Source organism: Streptomyces sp. NPDC088261, assembly GCF_044740805.1.
Taxonomy (GTDB): Bacteria; Actinomycetota; Actinomycetes; order Streptomycetales; family Streptomycetaceae; genus Streptomyces.
Genome location: NZ_JBIURL010000012.1, coordinates 206,989 through 218,556, shown reverse-complemented (window position 1 = coordinate 218,556; position 11,568 = coordinate 206,989). Strand labels below are relative to the sequence as shown.

At 73.7% G+C, this 11,568-nt stretch carries 11 protein-coding genes; 9 read left to right on the top strand and 2 right to left on the bottom strand.

Annotated features, from left to right (window positions below; translation table 11 throughout):
- The first annotated feature begins 296 nt into the window (after positions 1-296).
- Positions 297-1,529, top strand: a complete 1,233-nt coding sequence (hemW, locus tag ACIODU_RS23545; RefSeq protein WP_401769759.1) for a radical SAM family heme chaperone HemW — start codon at positions 297-299, stop codon at positions 1,527-1,529.
- A gap of 188 nt (positions 1,530-1,717) precedes the next feature.
- Positions 1,718-2,860: a serine hydrolase domain-containing protein gene (locus ACIODU_RS23540; RefSeq protein ID WP_401769758.1), complete on the top strand. Its 1,143-nt coding sequence runs from the start codon at positions 1,718-1,720 to the stop codon at positions 2,858-2,860.
- Between the two features lie 19 nt (positions 2,861-2,879).
- On the opposite strand, the gene ACIODU_RS23535 is transcribed toward ACIODU_RS23540, so the two are convergent.
- Together ACIODU_RS23535 and ACIODU_RS23530 are read right to left on the bottom strand one after the other, a co-directional pair.
- A complete protein-coding gene (locus ACIODU_RS23535; RefSeq protein WP_401769757.1) occupies positions 2,880-3,701 on the bottom strand; it encodes a DUF3097 domain-containing protein in 822 nt (273 codons plus the stop codon).
- Between the two features lie 30 nt (positions 3,702-3,731).
- Positions 3,732-4,469, bottom strand: coding sequence for an MBL fold metallo-hydrolase (locus ACIODU_RS23530; RefSeq protein WP_401769756.1), 738 nt, complete (start codon positions 4,467-4,469; stop codon positions 3,732-3,734).
- A 186-nt stretch (positions 4,470-4,655) separates the two neighbouring features.
- Between ACIODU_RS23530 and hrcA the strand changes: the two genes are divergently transcribed.
- From hrcA to ACIODU_RS23495, 7 genes are all read left to right on the top strand, one after another.
- Entirely contained in the window at positions 4,656-5,672 is a 1,017-nt protein-coding gene (gene hrcA, locus ACIODU_RS23525) for a heat-inducible transcriptional repressor HrcA (RefSeq protein ID WP_356422269.1), read from the top strand.
- Complete coding sequence (gene dnaJ, locus ACIODU_RS23520; protein WP_356422271.1) at positions 5,673-6,812, top strand: molecular chaperone DnaJ; 1,140 nt, start codon at positions 5,673-5,675, stop codon at positions 6,810-6,812. It abuts the gene before it with no gap.
- Positions 6,813-6,956: 144 nt separating this feature from the next.
- Entirely contained in the window at positions 6,957-8,033 is a 1,077-nt protein-coding gene (locus ACIODU_RS23515; RefSeq protein ID WP_401769755.1) for a nitronate monooxygenase, read from the top strand.
- The gene (locus tag ACIODU_RS23510) at positions 8,030-8,779 is read left to right on the top strand and encodes a 16S rRNA (uracil(1498)-N(3))-methyltransferase (RefSeq protein WP_401769754.1); all 750 of its coding nucleotides are present in this window, start codon (positions 8,030-8,032) and stop codon (positions 8,777-8,779) included. The genes ACIODU_RS23515 and ACIODU_RS23510 overlap by 4 nt, the downstream gene beginning before the upstream one ends.
- A gap of 79 nt (positions 8,780-8,858) precedes the next feature.
- Positions 8,859-9,218: a histidine triad nucleotide-binding protein gene (locus ACIODU_RS23505; RefSeq protein ID WP_161307886.1), complete on the top strand. Its 360-nt coding sequence runs from the start codon at positions 8,859-8,861 to the stop codon at positions 9,216-9,218.
- A gap of 5 nt (positions 9,219-9,223) precedes the next feature.
- The gene (locus ACIODU_RS23500) at positions 9,224-10,132 is read left to right on the top strand and encodes a ribonuclease Z (RefSeq protein WP_401769753.1); all 909 of its coding nucleotides are present in this window, start codon (positions 9,224-9,226) and stop codon (positions 10,130-10,132) included.
- 238 nt (positions 10,133-10,370) lie between these two features.
- Positions 10,371-11,492 (top strand): PfkB family carbohydrate kinase, encoded by a 1,122-nt coding sequence (locus ACIODU_RS23495; RefSeq protein ID WP_356422281.1) that lies wholly within the window; start codon positions 10,371-10,373, stop codon positions 11,490-11,492.
- Positions 11,493-11,568 lie beyond the last annotated feature (76 nt).

Genomic DNA, 11,568 nt, shown 5'->3' with positions numbered 1-11,568 from the left:
TGTGTCGCATGGCTACCGTCAAACAAAACAAGGGCGCGCACGCGACGTAAAACATGCAGTGCAGGACACGACCCCTGACCGGCCCCCGGCGACAACCCGCACCTCGCCCACCGGCCCGCAGCGGGCACCATCAAGCCCGTCCGGCGATTGAGGACATCAGTAAGCCGCGCCCACCACATGGGCGCAGACGCCCGTCCGGCGACGGAGGACAAGCGAGGAAGCCGCGCCGCCCACCGGGGCGTAGGACAATGTCGGCCGCAACGCGGGCGCCGCCCGAGGTACGCGACACTGGGGGCATGCCCTCCGTACTGCCCGACGGCGAACCCGTGCCCGAGACCGGCGCCCTCCCCCCGCACGCCCTCGACGGCGCGGCCACGCGCCCCCTCGGGTTCTACCTGCACGTCCCCTACTGCGCCACCCGCTGCGGATACTGCGACTTCAACACCTACACCGCCACCGAGCTCCGCGGCACCGGCGGGGTGCTGGCGTCCCGGGACAACTACGCCGACACCCTCGTCGACGAGATACGGCTGGCCAGGAAGGTCCTGGGCGACGACCCCCGCCCCGTCCGCACCGTCTTCGTCGGGGGCGGTACGCCCACCCTCCTGGACGCCGGCGACCTCGTACGGATGCTCGACGCCGTGCGCGACGAGTTCGGGCTCGCCGACGACGCCGAGGTCACCACCGAGGCGAACCCGGAATCCGTGGACCCGGAATACCTCGCGGCCCTGCGCGCCGGCGGGTTCAACCGGATCTCCTTCGGCATGCAGAGCGCCCGGCAGCACGTCCTCAAGGTCCTGGACCGCACGCACACCCCCGGCCGCCCCGAGGCGTGCGTCGCCGAGGCGCGCGCCGCCGGGTTCGCGCACGTCAACCTCGACCTGATCTACGGCACCCCCGGCGAGAGCGACGACGACTGGCGCGCCTCGCTCGACGCCGCCGTGGGCGCGGGCCCCGACCACATCAGCGCCTACGCGCTCATCGTGGAGGAGGGCACCCGGCTCGCCCGCCGCATCCGCCGCGGCGAGGTCCCGATGACCGACGACGACGAGCACGCGGACCGGTACCTGATCGCGGACGAGGTGCTCGCGAAGGCCGGGTTCTCCTGGTACGAGGTGTCGAACTGGGCCACGACCGAGGCGGGCCGCTGCCTGCACAACGAGCTGTACTGGCGCGGCGCCGACTGGTGGGGCGCCGGGCCCGGCGCCCACAGCCACGTCGGCGGGGTCCGCTGGTGGAACGTGAAGCATCCGGGCGCGTACGCCGCCGCGCTCGCCGAGGGCCGCTCGCCCGGCGCGGGCCGGGAGATCCTGACGGCGGAGGACCGCCGGGTCGAGCGGATCCTGCTGGAACTGCGGCTGTCCGACGGAGTGCCGCTCTCGCTGCTGGCGGAAGCCGGCCGCGCCGCCGCCGCCCGCGCGGTCGCCGACGGCCTGCTGGAGCCGGGGCCGTACGACGAGGGCCGGGGCGTGCTGACCCTGCGGGGCCGGCTGCTGGCCGACGCGGTGGTACGGGATCTGGTGGACTAGCGGGTGGGCCGGGTGGGCCGGGTGGATCGGGCGGACCCGGTGGGCCGGGTGGACCCGGTGGACCCGGTGGGCCGGTTGGACCGGTTGGACCCGGTGGACCAGCCGGGGGGCTGGACAGCGGGTCCGATGAGTTTTCGGTACGGGGGCAGTCCCCCCTGCCGAACCGTGATTCCGGAGAGGTGGAGCCCATGACCACGCTGCACGACCTGCTGCTCGCCCGCGTCCAGGACGGCACCGTACCCGGCGCCGTAGGTCTGGTGGCCCGGGACGGAGACGTCGAGGTGGCCGTCGCCGGGGCCGTCGACATCGAGGGCACCGCTCCGATGGCCCCCGACTCGATCTTCCGTATCGCCTCGATCACCAAGCCGATCACCGCCGCCGCGGTCATGATGCTGGTCGACGACGGACTCATCGCCCTCGGCGACCCGGTCCGGCGCTGGCTGCCCGAGCTGGCCGAGCCCGTGGTCGTCCGTACGCCCCACAGTCCCGTCGACGACGTCGTGCCCGCCGACCGGCCGATCACCGTCGCCGACCTGCTCTCCTCCCGCGCCGGATACGGCTTCCCCGACGACTTCTCGCTGCCCGCCGTCGCGCTGCTCTTCAGCGAGATGCTGCAAGGGCCGCCCCAGCCGCAGGCCGTCCCGGAGCCGGACGAGTGGATGGCCAGGCTCGGCCGCGTCCCGATGCTGCGCCAGCCGGGCGAGGCGTGGCTCTACAACATCTGCTCCGACCTCCAGGGCGTCCTGATCGCCCGCGTCGCCGGACGGCCCCTGGGCGAGTTCCTGGCCGAGCGGCTGTTCGAGCCCCTCGCCATGCACGACACCGGCTTCTCCCTGCCGCCCGGCGGAAGCGACCGGTTCACCAGCTACTACCGCGACGACCTCACCCTGATCGACGCCCCCGGCGGCCAGTGGGACGAGCCGCCGACGTTCCCCTCCGGCGCGGGCGGGCTCGTCTCGACCGCCGACGACTGGTACGCCTTCGCCCGGCTGCTCCTCGGCGGCGGAAGCACGGCGGACGGCAAGCGGCTGCTGTCCACCGAGTCGGTGCGGCTGATGACCACCGACCACCTGACCCCTGACCAGCGCGCCGCCGGTGAGCTCTTCCTGGAAGGGCAGGGCTGGGGCTACGGCGGCTCGGTCGACGTGAAGTCCGTCGACCCGTGGAACGTACCGGGGCGGTACGGCTGGGTCGGCGGTACGGGCACCGCCGCGCACGTCGTCCCGTCGACCGGCGCGGTGAGCATCCTGCTCACCCAGCGGGCGATGTCCGGTCCGACCCCGCCCGCCCTGATGCGCGACTTCTGGCGGTACGCGGCGGCGGGGGCCTGAGTTCGCGGACGCCCGGCGCTCAGGCCGCCGGTTCCGTCACGAAGTCGATCAGGCGCTCCACCGACCCCAGCAGCGCCGGCTCCAGATCGCGGTACGAGTGCACCCTGGACAGGATGTGCTGCCAGGCCGCCCCGGTGTTCTCCGGCCAGCCCAGCGCCCGGCACACGCCCGTCTTCCAGTCCTCGCCCCTCGGCACCCGGGGCCACGCCGCGATGCCCACCGAGGACGGCTTCACGGCCTCCCACACGTCGATGTACGGGTGGCCCACCACCAGGACGTCCGCGCCCGTCACCGCCGCCGCGATCCGGGACTCCTTCGAACCCGGCACCAGATGGTCGACCAGGACGCCCAGCCGCGCGTCCGGCGCCGGGGCGAACTCCCCGACCACCGCCGGGAGATCGTCCACGCCCTCCAGGTACTCCACGACCACCCCCTCGATCCGCAGATCGTCGCCCCACACGCGCTCCACCAGCTCCGCGTCGTGCCGGCCCTCCACATAGATCCGCCCGGCCCGGGCCACCCGGGCGCGCGCCCCGGGGACCGCGATCGAACCGGAGGCCGTACGGGACGGCCGTACCGGACCCCCGGCCGTCGGGCGGACCAGCGTGACCACCCGGCCCTCCAGCAGGAAGCCCCGGACCGCCAGCGGGAACACCCGCTGCTTGCCGAAGCGGTCCTCCAGGGTCACCGTCGGCCCCTCCGCCGTCTTCTCGCAGCGGATCACCGCGCCGCAGAAGCCGGTCACCACCTCCTCGACCACCAGATCCGGTTCGGCCGGCACCTCCGGCGCCGGGGTCGGCTTCTTCCACGGAGGGGTGAGGTCGGGGCTGTAGCTGCGCATGGCCAAGACGATAAACGGACGGGAGGCCCGCTACAGCGACACGCCGAAACGTACCGCCAGCGCGTCCCGCTGGGCCCGTACGAACGCCGCGTCCACCACAGCGCCGTGCCCCGGCACGTACACCGCGTCCTCCCCGCCCAGCGCCAGCAGCCGGTCCAGGGAGGCCGGCCACCGGGCCGTGATCGCGTCAGGACCCGCCTGCGGCTCCCCCGACTCCTCCACCAGGTCCCCGCAGAAGAGCACCGGCGCGGCGCCCTCCCCGGCCGGGACCAGCAGGGCCAGGTCGTGGGCCGTGTGGCCGGGCCCCACGTTCGCCAGCAGCACCCGCGCGTCGCCGAGGTCCAGGGTCAGCTCGCCCGACACCCCGTGCCCCGGCAGGACCAGCGCGTCACGTGCCTCCGCCGCCTCCGCCGCGTCCACGCCCTCCCGCACCGCGTCCTCGTACAGCGCGCCACCGCTCCTGGCCAGCAGTTCCGCGACGCCCACCGCCCCGTACACCTCCGCCTCCGCGAACGCCGCCGTCCCCAGCACGTGGTCGAAGTGCGGATGGCTCAGCGCGACGTGCGTGACGGGTCGCCCGGGGCCCAGCAGCGCGGCCACGTCCGCCCGCAGCGCCGCGCCCTCCCGGGGCGTCGAGCCCGTGTCGTACAGCAGGACGCCGGTGTCACCGGCCACGAGTCCGGCGGTCGCGTCCCACCCGGGCAGCCGGCACCGGCCCGCCCGCGGCGACAGCCGCTCCCACCCGCGCTCTTCCCAGGGGATGTCCATACGACGACGCTAGCGCCGATACCGGGCGCCGGCCGGGCTCACGGCGCGCCGCCCCGCGCGGTAGCGTGGTCGGTCACCCTTGCTAGGGGCGTACCCCACAGCCGTACACTGTCGGGGGGAATGCTGGCACTCCCTCCGGGTGAGTGCCAAGCCGGATCCGACGGACGACAGCGGGAGGTGTGCGCGATGCTCAGTGAACGCAGACTCGAAGTGCTCCGCGCGATCGTCCAGGACTACGTCGGCACGGAGGAGCCGGTCGGCTCCAAGGCGCTGACCGAGCGGCACAAGCTCGGCGTGTCTCCGGCGACGGTCCGCAACGACATGGCGGTGCTGGAGGACGAGGGCTTCATCGCCCAGCCGCACACCAGCGCCGGCCGCATCCCGACCGACAAGGGCTACCGGCTCTTCGTGGACCGGCTGGCGGGGGTCAAGCCCCTGTCGTCGCCGGAGCGCCGGGCCATCCAGAACTTCCTGGACAGCGCGGTCGACCTCGACGACGTCGTGGGCCGTACGGTACGGCTGCTCGCGCAGCTGACCCGGCAGGTCGCCGTGGTGCAGTACCCCTCGCTGACCCGCTCGACGGTGCGGCACGTGGAGCTGCTCGGCCTGGCCCCCGCCCGGCTGATGCTCGTGTTGATCACGGACACCGGCCGGGTCGAACAACGCATGATCGACTGCCCCGCGCCCTTCGGGGAGACCGCCCTCGCGGACCTGCGGGCCCGGCTCAACAGCCGGGTCGTCGGACGCCGTTTCTCGGACGTCCCGCAGCTCGTGCAGGATCTTCCCGACTCGTTCGAGCAGGAGGACCGCGGGGTCGTCACGACGGTGCTCGCGACCCTGCTCGAAACGCTGGTCGAGGAGACCGAGGAGCGGCTGGTGATCGGCGGTACGGCCAATCTCACCCGCTTCGGGCACGATTTCCCGCTCACCATCCGGCCGGTGCTGGAGGCGCTGGAGGAGCAGGTCGTGCTCCTCAAGCTGCTGGGTGAGGCGGAGCACCCGGGCATGACCGTACGTATCGGGCACGAGAACGCCCATGAGGGCCTCAACTCCACGTCCGTCGTCGCGGTCGGCTACGGTTCGGGCGACGAGGCAGTCGCCAAACTCGGCGTGGTCGGACCGACCCGCATGGACTACCCCGGAACGATGGGAGCGGTACGCGCAGTGGCACGTTACGTCGGACAGATCCTGGCGGAGTCGTAAGTGGCCACGGACTACTACGCCGTTCTCGGCGTGCGCCGCGACGCGTCTCAGGACGAGATCAAGAAGGCATTCCGGCGGCTCGCCCGCGAGCTGCACCCGGATGTCAATCCCGATCCCAAGACGCAGGAGCGCTTCAAGGAGATCAACGCCGCGTACGAGGTGCTGTCGGACCCGCAGAAGAAGCAGGTCTACGACCTCGGCGGGGACCCGCTGTCGGCGAGCGGCGGCGCCGGTGGCGCGGGCGGTTTCGGAGCCGGTGGCTTCGGCAACTTCTCGGACATCATGGACGCGTTCTTCGGTACGTCGCAGCAGCGCGGGCCGCGCTCGCGGACGCGGCGGGGCCAGGACGCGATGATCCGGCTGGAGATCGACCTCAACGAGTCGGCCTTCGGCACCACCAAGGACATCCAGGTCGACACGGCCGTGGTCTGCACGACCTGCTCGGGCGAGGGGGCGGCGCCGGGCACCTCGGCGCAGACCTGCGACATGTGCCGCGGTCGCGGCGAGGTCTCGCAGGTCACGCGGTCCTTCCTGGGCCAGGTCATGACCTCGCGGCCGTGCCCGCAGTGCCAGGGCTTCGGTACGGTCGTGCCGACGCCGTGCCCCGAGTGCGCCGGTGACGGGCGGATCCGTTCGCGCCGCACGCTCACGGTCAAGATCCCGGCGGGCGTCGACAACGGCACGCGGATCCAGCTCGCGGGAGAGGGCGAGGTCGGCCCCGGCGGCGGCCCCGCCGGTGACCTGTACGTGGAGATCCACGAGCTGCCGCACGCGGTGTTCCAGCGGCGCGGCGACGACCTGCACTGCACGGTGACCGTCCCCATGACGGCGGCGTCCCTGGGCACCAAGTGCCCGCTGGAGACGCTGGACGGGGTGGAGGACATCGACGTACGGCCCGGCACGCAGTCGGGGCAGTCGATCCCGCTGCACGGGCGGGGCATCACGCACCTGCGCGGCGGCGGGCGCGGCGACCTCATCGTGCACGTCGAGGTCACGACCCCGTCGAAGCTGGACGCGGAGCAGGAACGGCTGCTGCGGGAGCTGGCGGTGCTGCGCGGCGAGGAACGGCCCCTGGGCCAGTTCCAGCCGGGCCAGCAGGGCCTCTTCTCCCGCCTGAAGGACGCGTTCAACGGTCGTTGACGGACGTCCTTGATCAGCGTTGATGCTGTCCTTGATCGCCGGGCGGGCTGAAATCGAGCCCGTCCGGCGATCGAGGACACACCGCGGCCGCGGGCCGCGCCCCCGGATCTCCCGGGCGGCGAGCGGCATGGCACCATGCTTCGCATGTCCTCCGCACTGACCGATCTCTGCCGGTACCCCATCGTGCAGGCCCCCATGGCGGGCGGTGCCTCCTGCCCGCAGCTCGCCGCGGCCGTCTCCGACGCCGGCGGGCTCGGGTTCCTCGCCGCCGGGTACAAATCGGTCGATGTCATGTACGAGGAGATCAAGCACCTGCGTGGTCTCACCTCGCGCCCCTTCGGCGTCAACCTCTTCATGCCCCAGCCGCACTACGCGGACGCCGCGGCCGTCGAGGTCTACCGCAACCAGCTCGCCGGTGAGGCCACCTGGTACGAGACCCCGCTCGGCGACCCCGAGAGCGGCCGGGACGACGGGTACGAGGCCAAGCTGGCGATCCTGCTGGACGACCCGGTCCCGGTCGTCTCGTTCACCTTCGGCTGCCCCACCCGTACGACCCTCGACGCCTTCGCCAAGGTCGGCACGCTCACCGTCGTCACCGTCACCACGCCCGAAGAGGCCCAGACCGCCCAGTGGTCCGGCGCCGGCGCCGTCTGCGTCCAGGGCATCGAGGCCGGCGGCCACCAGGGCACCCACCGCGACGACCCGGAGAACGACGGCGTGGGCCTCGGGCTGCTCGCCCTGCTCGCGCTGGTCAAGGAGACCGTCGACCTCCCGGTCATCGCGACCGGCGGCATCATGCGCGGCGGCCAGGTCGCCGGGGTGCTGGCGGCGGGCGCGGAGGCGGCGCAGCTCGGCACCGCGTTCCTGGTGTGCCCGGAGTCCGGGGCGAGCGCGCTGCACAAGGACGCCATGACCAACCCCCTGTTCGCGCGGACCCAGTTGACGCGCGCGTTCTCCGGCCGCCCCGCCCGGGGCCTCGTCAACCGCTTCATGAGCGAGCACGGCAAGTACGCCCCGGCCGCCTACCCGGAGGTGCACCACGTCACCGCCGGGCTGCGCAAGGCCGCCGCGAAGGCCGGTGACGCGCAGGGCATGGCGCTGTGGGCCGGGCAGGGCCACCGGCTGGCCCGCGACCTGCCGGCCGCGACGCTGGTCAACGTCCTCGTCACCGAGTTCGAGGTGGCCGGCGCGAGACTCGGCCGGCCGGGCAACGCCTCGTGACCGCCCCGGTGTTCGTGGTCGACGGCTTCGGCGCGGGACCGGCCGGGCGGTTCGTCCTGGACGGCTCCGAGGGGCGGCACGCCGTGTCCGTGAAGCGGCTGCACGCCGGCGAGGACGTCGTCCTGACCGACGGCAGGGGCCGCTGGGCGGACGCCGTGGTCCTCGGGACGGAGGGCAAGGACCGGCTGATCGTCCAGCTCGACTCGTACACCGACGAACCGCCGGAGACCCCGCACATCACCGTCGTACAGGCCCTGCCCAAGGGCGACCGGGGCGAGGTCGCCGTCGAGACCATGACGGAGACCGGCGTGGACGCCGTCGTCCCGTGGGCGGCCTCCCGGTGCGTCACGCGGTGGAACGGGGAGCGGGGCGCGAAGGCGCTCGCCAAGTGGCGTTCCACGGCGCGGGAGTCGGGGAAGCAGTCGCGGCGGGTGCGGTTCCCCGAGGTGGCGGACGCGATGAGTACGAAGCAGGTCGCCGCGCTGCTGGCGACGGCCGACTTCGCGGCCGTCCTGCACGAGGACCGGGACGCGGCGAGCGCCGCGCTCGCCGCGGCCGAACTGCCCCGCGAGGGTTCCGTCGTGCTGGTCGTCGGGCCCGAAGGGGGCGTGTCCCCCGAGGAGTTGGCGGCCTTCGCGGCGGTGGGTGCGGAGCCGTACCGGCTGGGCCACAGCGTGCTCCGTACGTCCACGGCGGGGACGGCGGCCGTGGCCGTGGTGATGGCCCGCACCGGCCGCTGGTCCTGACACCCCCTAACATGGACCGATCGTGATCGTGTGATCACCGTCACCACCGTCGTCGCCGCATTCGAGGAGGGCCAGGACCATGGCCGGAGAACCACAGGCCGACTGCCTGTTCTGCAAGATCGTGGCGGGGGACGTGCCGGCCACCGTCGTCCGTGAGACGGCGACCACCGTCGCCTTCCGGGACATCCACCCGCAGGCCCCCACCCACATCCTCGTCATCCCCCGCGTGCACTACCCCGACGCGGCCTCGCTGGCCGCCGCCGAGCCGGGGATCGCCGCGGACCTGCTGACCGAGGCCGGGACCGTCGCGGCCGAGGAGGGCGCCGACTCCACCGGCTACCGGATCGTCTTCAACACCGGCAGCGGCGCCGGCCAGACCGTCTTCCACGCGCACGCCCACCTGCTGGGCGGCCGGGGCCTCAACTGGCCTCCTGGATAAGCGCCTTGTCCGTACGAGAACTGGTCGTCCTGGGCACCGCCAGCCAGGTGCCCACGCGCCACCGCAACCACAACGGATATCTGCTGCGCTGGGACGGCGAGGGCCTGCTCTTCGACCCGGGCGAGGGCACCCAGCGGCAGATGCTCCGGGCCGGGGTCGCGGCGCACGACATCAACCGCCTCTGCGTCACGCACTTCCACGGCGACCACGCGCTCGGGCTGGCCGGGGTGATCCAGCGGATCAACCTCGACCGGGTGCCGCACCCGGTCACCGCGCACTACCCGGCGAGCGGACAGCACTTCTTCGAGCGGCTGCGGTACGCGACGGCCTACCGCGAGACCGTCCGGCTGACCGAGGCGCCGGTCACCGGCGACGGAGTCCTCGCGCGGACCGACGCGTACACGCTGGAGGCGCGACTCCTCTCGCACCCCGTCGAGTCGTACGGCTACCGCCTCACCGAGCCCGACGGGCGCCGCATGCTGCCGGAGCGGCTGGCCGCCCACGGCATCGCGGGCCCGGACGTCGGCCGCCTCGCGCGGGAGGGGGTCCTGGGCGGGGTCACGCTGGACGAGGTCAGTGAGATCCGTACCGGACAGCGGTTCGCCTTCGTCATGGACACCCGGCTCTGCGACGGCGTGCACACGCTCGCCGAGGGGTGCGACCTGCTGGTGATCGAGTCGACGTTCCTGGACGAGGACGAGACGCTCGCCACCGACCACGGCCACCTCACGGCGGGCCAGGCGGGGCGGGTGGCGCGGGACGCGGGGGTACGGCACCTGGTGCTCACCCACTTCTCGCAGCGGTACGGGGACCCGGAGGCGTTCGAACGGCAGGCGCGGGCGGCGGGCTTCACGGGCGAAGTGACCGTGGCCGCCGACCTGGTGCGGGTGCCGCTGCCCCCGCGCCGCGCCTGACCCGGGCGGCGGACGGGCGAAGGCGGCGCCGGACCCGGTCAGGACGGACGGGCGAGGACGCCGCCCGACCCGGTCAGGACGGACGGGCGAAGATGCCGGCCGACCCGATCCGGACGGCCTGAAACGTACGGTTCGTCCGGCCGCCCGGGACACGGAAGGGCCCCCCGACCTGCCGACCTGCCACCACGCCGCGCATCGGGCAGACTGTCTTGATCCGCACGCGATCGGGGAGCCCGCCGTGACCACATTCACCCCACCCGACGGAGAGCCGCAGGACCGGACCGCCGCCGTCGACCCGCTGGGCGGACTGCGCGCCCCGGACGATCCGCGGTGCGACGTCTACCTCACGGGCACGGTCTTCCTCGACATCATCTTCACCGGCCTGGCCGCCGCCCCCGTGCGCGGCACCGAGTCCTGGGCGCGGGGGATGGGCTCCAGCCCCGGCGGGATCGCCAACATGGCCACCGCCCTGGCCCGCCTCGGACTGCGCACCTCGCTCGCCGCCGCCTTCGGCGACGACCACTACGGGGAGTACTGCTGGGACGCGCTGGAGCAGGGCGAGGGCATCGACCTGTCCGGCTCCCGCAAGGTCCCCGGCTGGCACTCGCCGGTGACCGTCTCCATGGCGTACGAGGGCGAGCGGACGATGGTCTCGCACGGCCACGAGGCCCCGCCGCCCGAAGGCGCCCTGCCCGAGTGCCCGCCGCGCGCCCGGGCCGCCATCGCCGCCCTGCTGCCGGGCCGGGGCGACCCCTGGATCGGCCGGGCCGCCTCCCACGGGTCGCTGATCTTCGCCGACGTCGGCTGGGACGACTCCGGCCGCTGGGACCTCGCCGGGCTCGTGGACCTGGAGCACTGTGAGGCGTTCCTGCCCAACGCCCAGGAGGCGATGCGCTACACACGCACCGACGACCCCAGGAAGGCCGCCTGGAAGCTGGCCGAGAAGGTGCCGCTCGCCGTCGTCACGCTCGGTGCGGAGGGCGCGTACGCCGTGGACGGGCGCACCGGCGAGAGCGCCCAGGTCCCGGCCATCGCGGTGGAGGCCCTGGACCCGACGGGCGCGGGGGACGTCTTCGTGGCCGGGTTCGTCACCGGTACGCTCGCCGGCTGGCCGCTCGCGGACCGGCTGGCCTTCGCCGGGCTGACCGCCGCGCTGTCGGTGCAGGAGTTCGGCGGGTCGCTCTCCGCGCCCGGCTGGTCGGAGGTGGCGACCTGGTGGCGGTCGGTGCAGCGGGTCCCCGACCAGGATCCGGCGGCGCTGCGGCGGTACGGCTTCCTGGAGGGCCTGCTGCCCGCGCCGAGCAGGCCGTGGCCGCTGCGCAGGGCCGTACCGACCATCGGATTCGGCCGCGTCGGCTGATCCGGCCGGCGGGCGGGCCGGTGCGGGCCCCCGGGGGGCGCGGCGGGGGCGCGCCGCAAGGGCGCGGGAAGGCGCG